Below are 17,574 nucleotides of genomic sequence, written 5' to 3'. Positions count from 1 at the left end.
TATCTCCTTAATCTATATTATTGACTTCACTTCGTAGCAGAATACTCAAACTCAAGAGAGATGAACATACTCCTAAATAATAATTTACCACGTTTGCGCACTTGAAACAAGGCCCTGTGGTAAAGATTACTTAATCATATGATACCGCTATCAGTTTTTTTATGCAAGTCTTTGCTTAAATTTTTAGCAGATTCACATCTTTATTTTTTTCAGATAATTTGTACACTTACCGGGATAAATTTAAGGCTTAAGACTTGAAAGTCAGTAAAGGTCAATGTATAATATGGGTATAGTCAGTATTGGTCAAGATATTTTGACTAGGTACTTGACCAAGTATTTGTAAAGATAAAGGAGTGACCCTATGATTTGTCAACGCTGTGGCAAGCGCCAAGCCGCGATCCATATGTATGCCAATGTTAACGGCAAGCGCCAAGCCATCAACCTCTGCCAACATTGTTATCGCGAAGTCATCAATGATGGCGGCTCCCAAGAAAACTATAAACAAAATAAGCCAAACCAAGACCTCCCCTGGAATGACCTTGATAGTATTTTTAGAAGCCTCCGCCAGAACCCGGCAGGCTTCCAAGCCTCTTCTAAACAGGGAGAGAATCCCTTTGCTAACTTCACCGCTGGTCAAGGGCAAAGTACAAATAATGAACAGAGCCTGCTGTCAACTTATGGCACGAATATGACGGACCTAGCTCAGAATGACCACTTCGATCCCATTATTGGACGCGACAATGAAATTCGCCGAGTGATCGAAATCCTCAACCGTCGGAACAAAAACAACCCTGTCCTAATCGGAGAAGCCGGTGTTGGGAAAACGGCGGTGGTTGAAGGCCTCGCCCAAAAAATTGTAGCGAAAGAAGTTCCTGAAAAACTTCAAAATAAGGAAGTGATTTCCTTAGATGTGGCCTCCTTGGTCCAAGGAACCGGCGTGCGCGGGCAATTCGAGGAAAAAATGCAACAATTAATCCAAGAAGTCAGTGCCAATGATGACATTATCCTTTTCATTGATGAAATTCATGAAATTGTCGGTGCCGGTAGTGCTGAAGGCTCCATGGACGCAGGCAATATCCTCAAGCCAGCCCTAGCTCGGGGTGAGCTCCAATTAGTTGGGGCTACCACCCTCAATGAATTCCGCCAAATCGAAAAAGATGGGGCCCTCGCCCGTCGCCTCCAACCCGTTTATGTGGAAGAACCAAGCGTGGAAGAAACCCTTGAAATTATCCAGGGCATTACGGATAAGTATGAAAAGTACCACAATGTTATCTACAGCCCAGAGGCCATTGAAGCCACTGTCCGCCTATCTGACCGCTACATCACTGACCGTCAGCTCCCGGACAAGGCCATCGACCTCTTAGATGAATCTGGGTCGCGTAAGAATCTTACCATTCCTTTTGTGGACTTGGAATCGCTCGACAAGCAAATTACGCAATTGAATGACCTGAAGCAGATGGCAACCGAAGCCGAAGACTATGAAAAAGCGGCCTACTACCGGGACCAATTAGCCAAATACCAAGAAATGCGCGACAACCATGTGGATGTCCCTGAAAAACGCCCCCGGGTGGAAGTCGAAGACATTCAATCCATTGTGGAAGAAAAAACCGGCATCCCTGTCTCTGACCTCCAAGAGCAAGAACAAAACCAGCTCATCAACTTAGAGGAAAACTTACAGTCCCGTGTCATCGGCCAAGATGAAGCGATTGAAGCTGTCAGTCGGGCTATCCGACGCAACCGGGTTGGCTTGACTGCTGGTGAGCGTCCGATCGGTAGCTTCCTCTTCGTCGGGCCAACTGGTGTGGGTAAGACAGAACTTGCCCGTCAACTCGCCCGCGAACTCTTCGGCAGCAAGGATGCCATGGTACGCTTTGATATGAGTGAATACATGGAGAAACATAGTGTCAGCAAGCTGATTGGTTCACCACCTGGCTATGTGGGCTACGAAGAAGCTGGTCGCTTAACCGAACAAGTCCGGCGCCGCCCTTACTCCCTGATCCTTCTCGACGAGATTGAAAAGGCCCACCCCGATGTCCTCAACCTCTTCTTGCAGATCATGGATGACGGCCGACTGACTGATTCCCAAGGTCGGGTGGTTTCCTTTAAAGACACCATCATCATTATGACTTCTAATGCGGGATCAGCCGGTGTCGAATCCAGCGTCGGTTTCGCCGCCAGCCAGCAAGGTAAGACCAAGACGGTTCTCGACAAGCTGGACGACTACTTCAAGCCGGAATTCCTTAACCGCTTCGACGCCATTGTCGAATTTGAACCATTGACTAAAGAAGAGCTCATTGTCATTATTGACCTCATGATCAAAGAAATGAACAACTTGCTCAAAGGTCAAGGCATTCAGGTTCAAGTGAGTCCAGAAGCCAAGGATGAACTCGTGGAACTGGGTTATAATCCTAAACTCGGTGCTCGGCCCCTCCGCCGTGTTCTCCAAGAACATATTGAAGACCAAATCGCGGATGCCTACCTCAAGCACCCAGACCTGAAGGAAATCAGCTTTGACCTCGATGGTGACAAGAAGATTACCGTCAGTGACCTGGAGGAAAATAATACGTCTGACTCGGAATCAGGTACTGATAGTGCGAGTGATGACGGAGAAACTGAATAAGTTCAAAAGATAAAAGTGCAGTCCTGAAAATTTGGGACTGCACTTTTTGATTGTTAAAATTTTTTCTTAAAGCAAGCTCTTCAATTCGACATCCGGATACTTATCTTGGAACCAACGCTCAGCGAAATTGTTTTCAAAGAGGAAGACAGGCTGGCCGTAGCGGTCCTTGCAGAGCAGGTTCCGGCTCGATGACATATTCGGGTCGAGATCGTCTTCGTCAATCCAGCGCGCGGTCTTAGAGCCCATAGAGGACATAATAACTTCTGAATTGTACTCGTTCTTCAGGCGGTCTTCAAAGACTTCAAACTGCAAGTGACCCACAGCGCCAAGGATATACTCTTCGGTAAACCAGGTCTTATAGAGTTGGATGGCCCCTTCTTGGACCAGCTGCTCTACCCCCTTGTGGAAGGATTTTTGCTTCATCACATTCTTAGGTGTCACCTTCATAAAGAGCTCTGGCGTAAACTGGGGCAGGGGCTTGAACTGAACCTTCTGGCCGCCTGCATAAATAGAGTCTCCGATCTGGAAATTCCCCGTGTCATAGAGACCGATAATGTCTCCTGCAACCGCTTCGCTCGCGTTCTCCCGGCTGTCGGCCATAAAGCGAGTCGTATTATTGAGTTTCAGCTTCTTATCATTGCGGGCCAATTTGACGGTCATCCCCTCTTCGAAACTCCCCGAACAAATCCGTACAAAGGCAATTCGGTCACGGTGCCGGGGATCCATATTAGCTTGGATTTTGAAGATAAAACCAGACATCTCTGGATCTAAGGGACTGACCATTTCGCCATCCTGAGTCTCCACTGGAGCCGGCGCTGGCGCGAAGTCAACAAAGCTATCCAGGAAGGTTTGGACGCCAAAACCGGTCAGGGCAGAGCCAAAGAAGACAGGAGTCAGCTTCCCCTTAAGGATGGCTTCCTTATCAAAGTCATTGCCAGCTTCCTGGAGCAATTGGACATTCTCCAAGGCTTCTTCGTAGAAGATAGAAGACTGGATCGGATGACTTTGGGCGAGATCGCCGGATTCATCCAAGGCGAGGAAAGGATCCTCCGCTTCTGGATGGTTGAGCTCGATCCGTTGGTTATAGATATCATAAATGCCTTCCAGGCTCTTACCCATGCCGATTGGCCAATTCATTGGATAGGCATCAATCCCTAAGATATCCTCCAGTTCGGCCACCAAGTCCATGGGCTCACGGCCATCACGGTCCAACTTATTCATAAAAGTAAAGATAGGAATGCCCCGCATGGCACAAACTTGGAAAAGTTTTTTAGTCTGGGGTTCGATCCCCTTAGCTGAGTCGATCACCATGACAGCCGCATCCACAGCCATCAACGTCCGGTAAGTATCTTCAGAGAAATCCTCGTGCCCAGGGGTATCTACAATATTGACCTGGTGACCATCATAATCGACCTCCATAACGGAAGAAGTAACGGAAATTCCCCGTTTCTTCTCAATATCCATCCAGTCAGACTTGGCATATTGACCAGTCTTTTTCCCTTTGACGGTCCCAGCTTGACGGATGGCCCCAGAGAATAGTAAGAGCTGCTCAGTAATCGTTGTTTTCCCCGCATCCGGGTGGGAAATAATGGCAAAAGTGCGCCGTTTTTGAACTTCTTCTTTAAGATTCATCTTCTTCATCCTTTATATTTAACACTAACTGTTTTTTACATCCCCTCATTCTATCATAACTTCCAAGCAAGTAAAATATTAGTCGCTAGATATTTTATTAGCTTTACCCAAAGCTTTAGTGCTAGAATTAAGCAAAAAAAGGAATGATGCGCATGAAATTTAAATGGACCCAAGACCTCAACTCCCAAACTTACCAGGATGCCCTGGCAATCCGCAAAGCCGTTTTTATCGGTGAACAAGGGGTCAACCCCGCACTGGAAATCGATGATAAGGAAAAGCTAGCCAGACACCTGGTGGCCTATCGAGCTGGTGAGCCCTTAGCCTGCGCCCGACTCCTCCCCCTCTCCGAAGAGACGGCCAAGGTCCAACGCGTCGCTGTCTTGAAGGCCCAGAGAGACCATGGGATCGGGCGAGAACTGATGGCTGAATGCCAAGCTTATAGCCAAGAACAAGGCTTTAAAGAACTTATCCTCCATGCCCAAGCCGGTCGCGAGAACTTCTACCAGCTATGTGGTTACCAAGGGGAAGGGGACTACTTTGAGGAAGCCGGCATCCCCCACCTGCAAATGCGCCTCCCCTTAGCTGAAAAATAGAAAGAACAGGAAAACAGTTAAACTGACTGCTTTCCTGTTTTTTCTTTGAGGATATATTTTTATCTATAATGCATCACATATAATATATAAGCTCTAATATCACATAAAACATTTGTGAAAAAAAAGAATTTATCCTTCATAGATTTGCATTTTAAAAGCTATTCCGCTCCCTAAGTAGCTATTCACAATCAAAAGAAGCGCTTGCAATTATATATGATGCATTATATAATCTTTGTGACGTATCACTTAGCAGTCAAAGGAGGCTATTATGTCACAAAATGTTTATGCTTTCACAGAAGGTCATGCTGGAATGCGCGATTTACTGGGCGGCAAGGGAGCTAACTTGGCCGAACTCTGTCGTTTGGGACTCCCTGTTCCCCAAGGTTTTACCATCACGACCCAAGCTTGTCTCGCCTATCTCAAAGACCCTAAGCAGGATCTGAGTACTGACCTTAAAACGGATATTCAAAAAGCCATCCAAGATTTGGAAGCACAAACCCACAAACAATTTAACCAAAAAGACCAACTCTTACTGGTTTCTGTCCGCAGTGGGGCCAAAATCTCCATGCCAGGGATGATGGATACCATCCTGAATGTGGGCTTAAACGACGAGAATGTGGAGGCTTTAGCCCAAATGACGGATAACCCCCACTTCGCCTATGACTGCTACCGACGGCTCTTACAGATGTACGCCGATGTGGTCTACGGCTTGGACAGTCAATTATTTGAAGACCGACTCAGCCAGGCCCGCCGCAAAGAAAAGGTCACTGCCGATTACGAGCTCAGTAGCCAGGCTCTAAAAGATTTAGTGGAAGACTTCAAAGCCATCTACCAAGAAGAATTGAACTTCCCCTTCCCCCAAGATGTCCACCAACAAATCTATGATGCTGTCGAAGCTGTCTTTAAATCTTGGAACAATAAGCGAGCCCGCGTCTACCGCCAGCTTCACGATATTCCAGATGACCTGGGCACAGCCGTCAACATCCAAGAGATGGTCTTTGGTAATCTGGGACCTCATTCAGGCACGGGCGTTCTCTTCACCCGCCATCCTGCAACAGGGGAAAAGGCCCTTTTTGGCGAATTCCTAGTCAATGCCCAGGGAGAAGACGTGGTAGCCGGTATCCGAACCCCTCAAGCCCTCGATGAAATCAACCAAGAAGCCCCTCAGATCTACCAAGAAATTGAAAGCTTAGCGAATAAACTCGAAGCCCATTACCATAATATGCAAGATATCGAATTTACGATCGAGGAAGACAAGCTCTACTTCCTCCAAACCCGGGATGGGAAGCGGACTGCCAAGGCTGCAGTTAAAATTGCGGTAGATATGGTCAAGGAAGGACTCATCACCAAGGCCGAAGCTCTCCAACAAGTCGACGCCAAGAGCCTTGACCAATTGCTCCACCCTAGCTTTACAGAAGAAAACTTAAGCCAGGCAGAACTCCTATCAGAAGCTGGACTAGCAGCCAGCCCAGGAGCCGCCAGTGGGGCGATTGTATTCACGGCAGACAAGGCCAAGGCCTGGGTCGAAGCTGGCAAAGCTTGTATCCTCGTCCGTCAAGAAACCTCGCCCGAAGATATTGAAGGCATGACGGCTGCCCAAGCTATCCTCACTTGCCATGGTGGCATGACCTCCCACGCAGCGGTTGTCGCTCGCGGCATGGGCAAGTGCTGCGTGACCGGATGCCATGACTTAAGCGTTGATGAAGGTCAAGGCCTTCTCCAATGCGGTGACCGTTTGCTCCACGAAGGCGATAGCATATCCGTCGACGGCAATACAGGCAAGGTCTACCTGGGCCAAGTTCCAAGCAGCCCCAGCAAGGCCGGAGCTGACTTCGAAGCCTTAATGACCTGGGCCCGTGAAGAGAGCCGCCTAGCCGTTCGCATGAATGCTGAAAATCCCCAAGACATCCAGACAGGCTTGGCCTTCAAGGCACAAGGGATTGGTCTCGTGCGCACTGAGCACATGTTCTTCCAGGCTGAACGCCTCTTAGAAATTCGCCGCTTTATCCTTTCTTCTAACAACGACGACCGCCATGCGGCACTAGAGAGAATTGCCGGCTACCAAGAAGCAGACTTCAAAGCTATCTTTGATCTCAGCCAGGGGCAAAAAACGGTCATCCGCTTACTGGACCCACCCCTCCATGAATTCCTGCCCCAGGATGAACAAGAAATCCAAAGCCTGGCGCAGTCGCTTGAACTCTCTGAAGAAGCACTCAAGGACCGGATCCAACAATTGAAGGAAGTTAACCCGATGCTGGGTCACCGGGGCTGCCGGCTCGCCATGACCTATCCCGAACTTTATGAAATGCAAGTTCACGCCATCCTAGCTGGTGCTCTGGCCAGCCAAGAAGCCGGTGGCCAGGACTTAAAAGTGGAAATCATGATTCCCCTAGTTAGCCTAGGCAAAGAATTACAGTTTTTAAAACAAAGACTAGAGGAAACAGCAGACCGCTATCTAGCTGAACACCAGATGACTTTATCTTATAAAATTGGTACAATGATAGAGATTCCAAGGGCTTGTCTAACGGCTGACCAAATTGCCCTGGATGCCGACTTTATGAGCTTTGGGACTAATGACCTGACCCAAATGACTTTTGGTTATTCCAGGGACGATGCTGGCAAGTTTATCCACCAATACCTGGCAGATGGCACCCTAGCCAAGGATCCCTTCCAAAGTCTCGACCTGGAAGGCGTGGGAGCCTTGATCAAGCTTGCTTGTCAAAAAGCCCGGTCCGCTAAAGCTGATATTCCGATTGGGGTATGTGGCGAAGTCGCAGGAGATCCCGCTTCCATCGCCTTCTTTGATGCGATTGGACTCGACTATATCTCCTGCTCGCCCTTCCGTCTCCCCATTGCCCAATTAGCAGCCGCCCAGGCCAGTCTTCGCAACCGGGCCTAACCATTTGTCGTCGCTAAGAATTAGAAATTGAGGAAGATGCATGAAATTTAGCCAACGCCAAGAGGAAATTATCCGCATTGTCAAGAAGAAACAGCCCATCACAGCTGATGCCATTGCTGACCATTTCCAGCTCACCAAGTCTACCCTGCGTAGCGACCTAGCTGTCCTCACCATGGTCGGGATACTAGACGCTAAACCAAAAATTGGTTACTTCTATACCGGGCAAAATGTTGAACCGCTCTGGTCCGACCAATTTGCTGACTTGACAGTGGCGGATGTGATGGGATCTGCTATCCAAGTGAGCCCAGATAGTTCCGTCCAAGAGGCAATCACCCTGCTCTTCCTCTATGATTCCGGTTCGCTCTATGTGAGCCTTCCCGAAGACCAGGAGCTCTTAGGGATTGTCTCGCGCAAGGACCTCCTGCGGGCCAGCCTTTCGGGAGGCGACCAAGGTCAAACGGCTCTAGCGGTCATTATGACCCGGATGCCCAATATTCTGGTCACCCGTGCGGATACCCCCCTCATCGAAGCGGCCAAAATCCTAGTTAAACACGAGGTGGACTCCTTGCCCGTGGTCGAAGACCTAGAACACTTTAAAATTTTGGGAAAACTATCCAAAACCCATCTTGTCCGTTTATTTGTTCAATCCCTAGTTAGCGAGGAAGATTTATGATTCACAAAAATATCTATATCCTATCAGATGCTGTTGGCGAAAGCGCCCGCCTCATGGCCCAAGCTGTTCTTGCCCAGTTCCAGCACGGTCTCAAGCCCCAGGTTAAACGCTACCCCTTCATCCAGGAGACAGAAGACCTCCTCCCCATCCTGGAAGACGCTAAGAAAGAAGAGGCTCTTTTGGCCGCCACCTTTGTGAATCAAACGCTCGACCACTGTGCCCGCAACTTTGCCCAAGACCAGGGTCTGGCTTATGTCAACTTTATGCAGGAGATGATTAACCAAGTCAGCCAGACCACTCAGTTAGCGCCGAGCCAAGAAATCGGGGCCCAGCGCCGGGTCAACCAAGATTACTTCAACCGCATGGCCGCCATGGAATACGCCATCAAGCATGACGACGGCAAGCTCAGTCAGAAGAGCCTGCTGGAAGCAGATATTATCCTCCTCGGTGTTTCGCGCTCGGGTAAAACGCCCCTCTCCATGTACCTGGCTAACCATTCCTGGAAGGTTGCCAACTTCCCTCTCATGCCAGAACTTCAGCTCCCGGAAACCCTCCGTCAAGTTCCCCCTAAGAAAGTCTTTGGTCTGATTGCTTCCCCGCGCTACATCCTCAATGTGCGTACCCACCGCTTGAAAGACCTGGGCTTAACCGGGGAGGCCCCTTATAGCCAGCTAGACCGTATCAAGCACGAACTCCAACATGCCCGGTCCATCTACCAAGAACTCGGCATCCAGGAAATCTCCATTGAATACAAGTCCATTGAAGAGAGTGGTTCCGAGATCGAACACTTGCTTAACCTGTCCTAAAGATAAAAATCGATACATAAAAAGGAAGCCAACAGTTGGCTTCCTTTTTGTGTTGATTTCATTCCGTCGACATTTAGTAGACCCTATTCCTTAAATAGCGAACTTTTTCAAAAACGTATTCCAAAAGTCTGGTCTGACCGACTTTTGGAACACTCTCTATTTCTTAACCCGCCATTTCTCCGGAATCTGTTCAATAACAAATGGCGTATCTTGGTAGACATAATAGTTCAGCCAGTTGCTAAAGAGCATATTAGCAGCTGTCCGCCACTTCAAGGGTGGAGCTTGCTTGGGATCATCGTTTGGATAGTAATTACGGGGCATCTGGATGGTCTTCCCCGCATCAAGGTCGCGGCGGTACTCCTTGTCCAAGGTATCAGCATCATATTCCACATGGCCAAAAATAAAGACAAAGCGCTGGTCCTTGCTGTAGGCGACACTCACGCTGCCATCTTCCGAATAAGCGAGAACTTCCAGCTCATCCTGTGCTTCAATATCTTCACGACGAACTTCCGTATGCCGGGAATGAGGCATGAGGAAGACATCATCCAGGCCCCGTCCCAGACTATTTTCCCGGTCATTGAGCCGCTGCTCGTAGATACCGAATAGCTTGTCCTTGAGAGGGAACTTATTGATCCCATAATGATGATAAAGGGCAGCCTGGGCCCCCCAGCAAATGTGCATGGTGGAGAAGACATGGCCCTCACTCCAATTCATAATGGCCTCAAGCTCTTCCCAGTAATTGACTTCTTCAAAGGGCATGGTCTCCACCGGCGCCCCAGTAATGATCATCCCATCAAAGTAACGGTCCTTAATATCTTCAAAAGTCCGATAGAAAGTTCGCAAGTGCTTTTCCGAAATATGCTTAGAAGTGTGACTAGCCGTATGAAGAAAAGTGATATTGACCTGCAAGGGCGAGTTACTCAATAGACGGAGCAGCTGCTCTTCGGTCGCTTCCTTAGTCGGCATCAGATTCACAATCACAATTTCAAGGGTACGGAAGTCTTGCATCTCCGCCCGTCGATCATTCATAACAAAAATATTTTCCTCTGCTAAACGGTGAATCGCTGGTAAATTACCCGCAACTTTAATCGGCATATCCTCAACCTCCTAATATCATTCGAAACGTTGCTACTGCTCACAAGTCATTGATATGAAAACTATTCTTTAACCACTAGCTAGCCAGGCTAAACATCAGGTCAGCTTTTTGAGCTTCCTATCAAATAAAAACGTCCCTACAGTACTCCACTGTAAGGACGTTGATAACGTGTTACCACCTTAGTTTACAGGCTTAGACAGCCTGCCTCATTCGCCATAAGCTATGGCAGTGCTTTAATGGGCACTAAACAGAAGGACTCACGAGCCTAAATACGGCTTATTCTATCCTTCCCTGCTCACAGACCATATTCAATCGCTTCAACGCATCCGTTCTCAGCTTATCGGATTCTCTGTGCCGCGCCACCATCTACTCATCTGTTCTTCGCTTTAATCTTGATATCACTAAACTATCACTATTTTAATCTATTTATAAACTAAAATCAAGTTTCCGGTCTTAGCTCGATAATTACATCAACAAAGGCAGGAATTGCGCCGCGATCGTAAAGTAAATTAATACCGAAGTCAAGTCACTCAAGGTCGTAATAAAGGGACCCGAAGCAACGGCGGGATCGAAGCCTAAACGGTCCATTAAGATGGGGATCAAGCTCCCCGCTAAGTTGGCTACAGTAATGGCACAGAGCATAGCAATTCCAACCACAGCCCCTAAGACAAAGTTAGACTGCCAGAAACCAACAATCAACATAATGGTCAGACCTGTAATCGCCCCACAGAGGAGCCCCGTTACAATTTCTCGCATAATCATCGAAAAAAGCGAGGTCGACTGGTCATCAGGCAAGGCAAGCTTGCGAACCGCCACGGCCAAGGACTGGGTCCCCGCATTCCCTGCCGTCCCTGTGATCAGGGTGATAAAGAGGGACAAGGTAGCGACTTCTGAAATCATGCCTTCAAATTGGCTAATCAAGCTCGATGTCCCCATACCCAGGCAAAGCAAGGTAATCAACCAGGGTAACCGGGACTTGGCAGACTTGGATGGACTCTCATACTGCTCATCCACGTCCACCCCTGCCAGACCAGAATAATCGGCCATGGCTTCGTCATCCATAACATCGAGGATATCATCAACGGTAATAATCCCCAGCAATTCGCCGGTTGCTTCCACCACCGGAATGGCGAAGAAGTCATAGTCCTTAATGGTTCGGGCCACCTGGCTCTGCTCCTCATCGACATCCACCGAGATCACCCGGCTAGACATGACATCAGAGACTAGGACATGGCCTTCACTGAGGATGAGGTCACGCAGGGAGAGAACGCCCACTAAGCGGTTATCATCGTCAACAATATAGAGATAGTAGATACTCTCCGCATTTTCGGCCTTGGCCCGAAGCAGGGTCATAGCTGAACGGATGGTTTGGTTGGCCTTAATCGAGACAAACTCCGTGGTCATAATCCCCCCGGCCGTTTCATCCCCATAATTCATCAGGACCTTAAGTTCATCCGCTCGCGCTTTCGGCATCAGGCGCAGGTAGGTTCGCATCTTCTCCGGTTTCAGGTCATTCAAGATATCCGCAGCATTATCGGTGTACATCTCGCCCAGGACCACTGCCGAATACTGGTCATTCATTTCATTCAGGAAGGCTAAGATCAGGCTTTCATCTTCATCATCGATAATATCATAGATTTCAGCCAGCTCCTGGGGCTCCAGGAATTCATGGACGAGCTGGCGGTCAGCAAATTCCAAATTCAAATAAATCTGAGCTTGAACAAAGGTATGGTTTTTGAAGAATTCTTCACGAAAAGCCACCCGGTCATTTCGCCTCAAACAGGCCATGACCCCTTCAAAAACCTCTTCATCGGTCATTTGTTGACTTTCATAGATTTCAGGATTTTCAGCGTTTTGGACTTCTTTTTTATCTACCATCTTCACACTCTTTCTCTTGGTCTTCAAAATAACGCATCTGCCAATCCGACAATTCATCAGCTAAAGGGGCAATAATCTGCAAGTGGTCGCCGGTCAAGGGGTGGTTGAAGGATAAGCTCCGGCAGTGGAGGGCCTGGCGGTCAAGACCGGCTGCCAGGTCTCCGCCGTATAGGCTGTCACCATACAAGGGCGCTCCCGCATAGGCAAAGTGGACACGGATCTGATGGGTGCGCCCGGTATGGAGGCGGACCCCATAGAGGTAACCAGCTGCCGTCTCCCGCAAGAGCTGGTATTCCGTTAAGGCCGGCTTACCGTCTGGGTCAACCCGACGTTCAATGATCGAGCCCGGCTTCCGACCAATGCCCGCTTCAATAAAACCCTGGTCCTTGGGCTGCAGAGGGTCAGGGGTAAAGGCCCAGTAACGCTTATCAATCCCGCCCTGACGCAAGCTCTGGTCCAGGAGCGAATGGGCAAATTGGTGCTTGGCAAAAAGCATCACGCCGCTGGTATCTCGGTCCAAGCGTGTCACGACATGGATGACCTGGTTATCATAATTCTGTGCTTGGTAATAGGCCTTCAAGATATTCGCCATCGACCCCTGGGGATTATGGAAAGAAGGAATCGAAGTATAATAGGCCGGCTTATTGACAGCCAAATAATGGTCATCCTCAAAGAGAATTTCCAAGGGCCCTGGCATCCCCTCAATCTCCTCCTGCTTCCCTTCATCTGGGATTAAGACTTTAATCCGATCACCCACCACGGCCTGGGTCCCCACATAACGGGGCTCATCATTCAAGAGGACCTCCCCGCCATGGTATTTAATCCGAGCTAGGAGACGGCGCGAAATCCCCTTCCCCCGCAAAAAAGTACGAACATACATGTCTTGGTGGACCGTCCATTCAAAAGATAACACAGTGCTTCATTCCTCCCTCGTGTCCTATGCAGAGCTAACCAATAAAGCTTGTCTTGACACGGTTCCAAAAGTGTAAGTGACGGTAACGTGCAAAATGAATCCGCTCTTCGGCAATCCGAAATTCAATCTGCTTAACCTCCTCCAGAGGGGCTGAATATTGGTCAACAAACAAATAGACGCCTGAAATCTCCCCATCACCTGGTCGGAGCACAATCCATTCATCCGGTGCAATCAACATCGAAGAGCTCAAGGTACGGAAGACCCGGTTGTTGAGCGAGGCGATCTCTGTCAGCTGGAGGGTCTGCAAACGCGGATGGACCACAGCTCCCCCTAAGGATTTATTGAGCCCAGTTGAGCCAGTGGGAGTCGATACACAAAGGCCATCCCCTCGAAAGACTTCAAAGAGCTCATCGCGGATATAAACTTCGCAAGTCATGGTCCCCTCATAACGTCGAATAGCCGATTCATTCAGAGCCAAGCGTCGGCTGCTTAGCCCATCACTATGAACGAGGCGCACTTCCAAGAGGGGGTAGGAGACATGCTCACCCTGGTCCCGGCTGATGGCATCGACCAGTTCAGCCACTTGGTTGTCCTTCCAGTCCGTATAGAAACCTAGGTGGCCAGTATGTAAGCCGATAAACCGCACCCGGTCAAGCTGGTCTTGGTAGGCATGGAAGGCATGGAGCAAGGTGCCATCCCCGCCTATACTGATCACGATATCCGGTTGGTCTTGGTCAAGCAAGATCCCCCGCTCTAAAAACAATTCTAGTATTTTTTCTTTTACTGCCAAGGACTGTGTCTTTGGATTATTTACAATAGCAACTTTCATGCGAGCCAGTCCCCCTTTCTTTTCAAACAAACACCCCTATTTTATCATAAAAAGCTTAATAAGCTAGAAAAAATCCCTCTCTCATGAAGACATAAACCGTGACAAAGTCGCTTTCTTCTAGCTCATTTTCCACTAAAGCCCTGAGCAATAGTCTTTATCTATAAACTTTATATTCAATTATAATAAGCGCAAAACCTTGCCTAGTCCTTCTTTATCAGTTACAATTCATATGATTAAAGATTATTTTTTGGTCATCCTAAATTTAATCTTATGAGACTTCAGCCAAGCACATTAGTTTCTATCTCCCCTGAGAATTGCTATAATGGCCTTGAAACAGGGAAGGGAAGGAGCGATCAAATGGAAGAAGAAGTTGAAATCGAATATAAGAATATCCTTTCCCCAACTGAGTACCAGACGCTTATCAGCGAATTTGAAGATTGCGAGCAAAGGATCAAACACTTACACAATATGTATTATGATACGGCTGACCGGCAACTCAAAGCCAGGGGAATGGGCTTACGTATTCGCCAAGCGGATAACTACCAGCACCTCACCCTTAAGGTCCGCCAAGCTGACCAAGAGATGTGGGAATATACGGAGATACTCTCAGTAGAAGAAGTTACAGCCAGTCTAGCCCAGGGACGCCCCGTCATCAAAGAGAGCCTCAAGCAGGTCCTCAATCAGGCTGGTATCACCTGGCAAAGCCTGGAAATGATTGGGCACTTCCAGACCTTGAGGCGGGAGCTCCCCTACCAAGGCCAGCTCCTTGTCCTCGATGCCTGCCAATTCGACCACTACCAAGACTATGAACTTGAGATGGAGGTCAACAATTCCCAAAAAGGCTGGCAAATTTTCCAAAACTTTTTAGAGGAACGGCAAATTGAACGGCGACCTGCTGCCGTCAAAGTCGCCCGTATGCAAGCGACTGTTCCGGATTATACATTTTAGCATAGGCTCAATTGGAAGGAGGTTATCAGCCTTATGAAGCAATTTCAGTATTCTCACAAGCAGACGACCGACCTAACCGCAGAAGACCACGACCATGTCTTCGAGCTCTTCCTATTCGTTAACCCAATGGGAAGTAATTGCCATTCTTGTGAAGAGGAAGTTCTAGACTTTATGGAGCATACCGACAAGCGAGTGTACTATCGCTTCATTGCCTGTAATGACTTCCGCTTATTCAACGAATACTTAAAACAAAAAAACTGGACCAAGCTTAGCCTGGGCGAGCGCAACCGCCTCTACTGCCACATGCACCAGATTGCAGTGGGCTACAAGGCTGCCTTGCTCCAAGGCAAGAGAGTGGGCCGACAATTTCTCATGACCATGCAGGAGCACTTTGGTCTCGCTGAAGAAGAATTTACCAAAGAACGAATGCTTGAACTCGCCAAAGAAGCCCGCGTCGACCTCGGGATGTGGCAGGAAGATATTTATTCTGGTTCTGCCCTTAAGTCTTACCATACAGATCTCAAAATCGCCCAGCAGATGAAGATTCGTTCTAACCCTAGCCTGGTCATCTTCGACAATTTGGATTTTCGCTACGGTCTCAAATTAGACCAGGATATCACTAAGGACAACCTGGACTATATCACCGACCAAATGATTCATCCAACAGAAGATAGTTTATTCAATTACCAAGCCAGCCATTATCATAACAAGGCCAACAAAAGCCAAGTGTCCACCATTAACACCGGCAACCTGCGCCTACTCAATAAATAAAAAAAGAGACCCCTTGAAAAGCCAGCTTAACTCGCCAGCTCTTCAAGATTGGGTCTCTTTTTTTCTTGTTCTCTATTTTTAATAAAGGAAGCTTTTTTAAGCCATTAATTGTTTCAGTTCTTGGAGGCGAGCCTTGAATTGGACAAAGGCAGAATCCAAGTAGTCACCCTTGGTCATATCCACACCAGCGCGCTGCATCACCTGAATCGGGTAATCGCTAGAGCCCGCTGATAAGTAGCTTAGGTAAGCACTAACAGCCCCCTCTTCCCCACGACTAATCCGTTCAGCCAAACGATTGGCAGCAGAGAAACCTGTCGCATATTGGTAGACATAGAAATTATAATAGAAATGCGGAATCCGTGCCCATTCCATAGCAATCGTCTGGTCTTCAGGATCAACAGCTGACCCGTAGTAGCGTTGGTTGAGTTCGAAATAGGCCTTATTGAGGGTCTCTGCCGTCAAACTTCGCCCTGCGGCTGCCTCTTCATGCATCCACTGTTCGAATTCAGCGAACTGGGTCTGTCTAAAGAGCGTCCCCTTCACGCTATCCAAGTATTGGTTGAGAATATAGATCCGGGTCTCCGTATCTTCCACGGTCGCTAAGAGATATTCAGTTAAGAGATTCTCATTCGTGGTCGAGGCAATCTCAGCCAAGAAGATCGAATAATCTCCATAAACATAAGGCTGGTGCTTGCGGGTGTAGTAAGAATGCATACTGTGACCCAGTTCATGGACCAGAGTATAGACATCATTTAAGGAATCTTGCCAGTTGAGCAGAACATAAGGCTTGGTGTCATAGGCACCAGATGAATAAGCCCCTGACCTTTTACCGATATTCTCATAGACATCAATCCAGCCTTCCTCAAAGGCCTGTTCCAGATCAGCCAAATAAGCCTGGCCGAGGGGCGCTAGGGCCTTGCGGGTAAGTGCCTTAGCCTCTTCAAAAGTAAAGCGGATAGGCGCCTCACCAGCTAGGGGCGTATAGAGGTCATACATCTGCATCTTTTCCAAGCCAAGTTGGTCTTTACGGAAGTTTAAGTAGTCGTGGAAGTCTCCTAGGTGGTCGTTCACCTTTTCTACCAGACGATCATAGACAGCCACGGGAATATGATTTTGCGCCAGAGCAGCTTCGCGTGCACTATCATAGTGACGGAGCTTGGCCTTGTAATTGTGGCTCTTCACATTATTACTCATATTCTCGGCCAGGGTATGAATCAAGCCTTCATAGCCCTGGTAGAGATTGTGGAAGGCCTGACGGCGCAAGTTGCGGTCCGAGTGTTCTAATAAGCGGCCATAACTCCCATGAGTTAAGGAAATTTTCTGACCATCCGCCGCTTCAACCGGCTCAAAAGTTAAGTCAGCGTTATTAATCATGCTAAAAATCCGTCCTGGGCTAGAGAAGATTTCACCCGCTGCTGCTAGGGCCTTTTCCAATTCAGGATCAAGGACATGGGCCTTCTGGTCTCTCAATTCCTTAAAGAATTGCCCGTAATCCTCACGCTCAGCGAGGCGGTCCAAACTGTCATCGGGCAAGGCCAAGACTTCAGGCTCAAACCAAGACAGAGCACTTGAGACCTCAGTCAAGAGACCACTGGCTTTGTTATTATAGTCCAAATACTTGGCGTTAGTCGTATCCTGGTCGTGCTTGAGATGGGCATAGACATAGAGCCGTTCCAGTTGCCGGCTAATCTCTAAAAGAACCTCTAGGGCGCCAATCACCTGGTCTTCCCCCTTATGGAGCTGGCCTTGGTAAGGGGCGAGACGGTCTAAATGTTGGCTAAAATTAGCTAAATCTTTTTCAAAGTCTTCATCTTGGGCATAAATTGAGCTCAGGTCCCACTGGTAGGCGGGATCCATAGCCTCTCTGGCTTGGGCTTCTTTAATTTCTGACATATGATATCCTCCTTTATTCTCTC

At 48.3% G+C, this 17,574-nt stretch carries 13 protein-coding genes; 7 read left to right on the top strand and 6 right to left on the bottom strand.

Features of this window, described 5'->3' with window-relative positions; all coding sequences use genetic code 11:
• Window positions 1-361 precede the first annotated feature (361 nt).
• Window positions 362-2,620, top strand: coding sequence for an ATP-dependent Clp protease ATP-binding subunit (locus tag HMPREF2626_RS01090; protein WP_070616763.1), 2,259 nt, complete (start codon window positions 362-364; stop codon window positions 2,618-2,620).
• A gap of 66 nt (window positions 2,621-2,686) precedes the next feature.
• Here the strand turns inward: HMPREF2626_RS01090 and HMPREF2626_RS01085 are convergent, their stop codons facing one another.
• Complete coding sequence (locus HMPREF2626_RS01085) at window positions 2,687-4,261, bottom strand: peptide chain release factor 3 (RefSeq protein WP_070616761.1); 1,575 nt, start codon at window positions 4,259-4,261, stop codon at window positions 2,687-2,689.
• 143 nt (window positions 4,262-4,404) lie between these two features.
• On the opposite strand from HMPREF2626_RS01085, the gene HMPREF2626_RS01080 reads away from it, so the two are divergent.
• From HMPREF2626_RS01080 to HMPREF2626_RS01065, 4 genes are all read left to right on the top strand, one after another.
• A complete protein-coding gene (locus tag HMPREF2626_RS01080) occupies window positions 4,405-4,845 on the top strand; it encodes a GNAT family N-acetyltransferase (protein WP_070616759.1) in 441 nt (146 codons plus the stop codon).
• Window positions 4,846-5,113: 268 nt separating this feature from the next.
• Complete coding sequence (gene ppdK / locus HMPREF2626_RS01075) at window positions 5,114-7,744, top strand: pyruvate, phosphate dikinase (protein ID WP_070616756.1); 2,631 nt, start codon at window positions 5,114-5,116, stop codon at window positions 7,742-7,744.
• A 40-nt stretch (window positions 7,745-7,784) separates the two neighbouring features.
• Window positions 7,785-8,417 (top strand): CBS domain-containing protein, encoded by a 633-nt coding sequence (locus HMPREF2626_RS01070; RefSeq protein WP_070616755.1) that lies wholly within the window; start codon window positions 7,785-7,787, stop codon window positions 8,415-8,417.
• Window positions 8,414-9,223, top strand: coding sequence for a pyruvate, water dikinase regulatory protein (locus tag HMPREF2626_RS01065; RefSeq protein WP_070616753.1), 810 nt, complete (start codon window positions 8,414-8,416; stop codon window positions 9,221-9,223). Before HMPREF2626_RS01070 ends, HMPREF2626_RS01065 begins: the two co-directional genes overlap by 4 nt.
• A gap of 156 nt (window positions 9,224-9,379) precedes the next feature.
• On the opposite strand, the gene metA is transcribed toward HMPREF2626_RS01065, so the two are convergent.
• From metA to HMPREF2626_RS01045, 4 genes are all read right to left on the bottom strand, one after another.
• Window positions 9,380-10,318 carry a homoserine O-acetyltransferase MetA gene (gene metA / locus HMPREF2626_RS01060; protein WP_070616751.1) on the bottom strand — a complete coding sequence of 313 codons (939 nt, stop codon included), beginning with the start codon at window positions 10,316-10,318 and terminating at the stop codon, window positions 9,380-9,382.
• Between the two features lie 466 nt (window positions 10,319-10,784).
• Complete coding sequence (gene mgtE, locus HMPREF2626_RS01055) at window positions 10,785-12,155, bottom strand: magnesium transporter (RefSeq protein ID WP_210382781.1); 1,371 nt, start codon at window positions 12,153-12,155, stop codon at window positions 10,785-10,787.
• 31 nt (window positions 12,156-12,186) lie between these two features.
• The gene (locus tag HMPREF2626_RS01050; protein ID WP_083294276.1) at window positions 12,187-13,110 is read right to left on the bottom strand and encodes an RluA family pseudouridine synthase; all 924 of its coding nucleotides are present in this window, start codon (window positions 13,108-13,110) and stop codon (window positions 12,187-12,189) included.
• 34 nt (window positions 13,111-13,144) lie between these two features.
• Complete coding sequence (locus tag HMPREF2626_RS01045; RefSeq protein ID WP_067975559.1) at window positions 13,145-13,939, bottom strand: NAD kinase; 795 nt, start codon at window positions 13,937-13,939, stop codon at window positions 13,145-13,147.
• Between the two features lie 357 nt (window positions 13,940-14,296).
• Between HMPREF2626_RS01045 and HMPREF2626_RS01040 the strand changes: the two genes are divergently transcribed.
• Together HMPREF2626_RS01040 and HMPREF2626_RS01035 are read left to right on the top strand one after the other, a co-directional pair.
• Window positions 14,297-14,887: a CYTH domain-containing protein gene (locus HMPREF2626_RS01040; protein WP_070616747.1), complete on the top strand. Its 591-nt coding sequence runs from the start codon at window positions 14,297-14,299 to the stop codon at window positions 14,885-14,887.
• Window positions 14,888-14,920: 33 nt separating this feature from the next.
• A complete protein-coding gene (locus HMPREF2626_RS01035) occupies window positions 14,921-15,658 on the top strand; it encodes a DsbA family protein (RefSeq protein WP_070616746.1) in 738 nt (245 codons plus the stop codon).
• 96 nt (window positions 15,659-15,754) lie between these two features.
• On the opposite strand, the gene pepF is transcribed toward HMPREF2626_RS01035, so the two are convergent.
• On the bottom strand, window positions 15,755-17,551 hold the full coding sequence (gene pepF / locus HMPREF2626_RS01030; RefSeq protein WP_070616745.1) for an oligoendopeptidase F: 1,797 nt from the start codon (window positions 17,549-17,551) through the stop codon (window positions 15,755-15,757).
• Window positions 17,552-17,574 lie beyond the last annotated feature (23 nt).

It is taken from the genome of Aerococcus sp. HMSC062A02, from assembly GCF_001809535.1.
GTDB lineage: Bacteria > Bacillota > Bacilli > Lactobacillales > Aerococcaceae > Aerococcus.
The sequence above is the reverse complement of the archived record's forward strand: the minus strand, read 5'-3'. Positions and strand labels throughout refer to the sequence as shown.

Coding starts and splice junctions, on each gene's coding strand:
- HMPREF2626_RS01090 (WP_070616763.1), top strand. CDS start 362: ATGATTTGTCAACGCTGTGGCAAGCGCCAAGCCGCGATCCATATGTAT.
- HMPREF2626_RS01085 (WP_070616761.1), bottom strand. CDS start 4,261: ATGAAGAAGATGAATCTTAAAGAAGAAGTTCAAAAACGGCGCACTTTT.
- HMPREF2626_RS01080 (WP_070616759.1), top strand. CDS start 4,405: ATGAAATTTAAATGGACCCAAGACCTCAACTCCCAAACTTACCAGGAT.
- ppdK (WP_070616756.1), top strand. CDS start 5,114: ATGTCACAAAATGTTTATGCTTTCACAGAAGGTCATGCTGGAATGCGC.
- HMPREF2626_RS01070 (WP_070616755.1), top strand. CDS start 7,785: ATGAAATTTAGCCAACGCCAAGAGGAAATTATCCGCATTGTCAAGAAG.
- HMPREF2626_RS01065 (WP_070616753.1), top strand. CDS start 8,414: ATGATTCACAAAAATATCTATATCCTATCAGATGCTGTTGGCGAAAGC.
- metA (WP_070616751.1), bottom strand. CDS start 10,318: ATGCCGATTAAAGTTGCGGGTAATTTACCAGCGATTCACCGTTTAGCA.
- HMPREF2626_RS01045 (WP_067975559.1), bottom strand. CDS start 13,939: ATGAAAGTTGCTATTGTAAATAATCCAAAGACACAGTCCTTGGCAGTA.
- HMPREF2626_RS01040 (WP_070616747.1), top strand. CDS start 14,297: ATGGAAGAAGAAGTTGAAATCGAATATAAGAATATCCTTTCCCCAACT.
- HMPREF2626_RS01035 (WP_070616746.1), top strand. CDS start 14,921: ATGAAGCAATTTCAGTATTCTCACAAGCAGACGACCGACCTAACCGCA.
- pepF (WP_070616745.1), bottom strand. CDS start 17,551: ATGTCAGAAATTAAAGAAGCCCAAGCCAGAGAGGCTATGGATCCCGCC.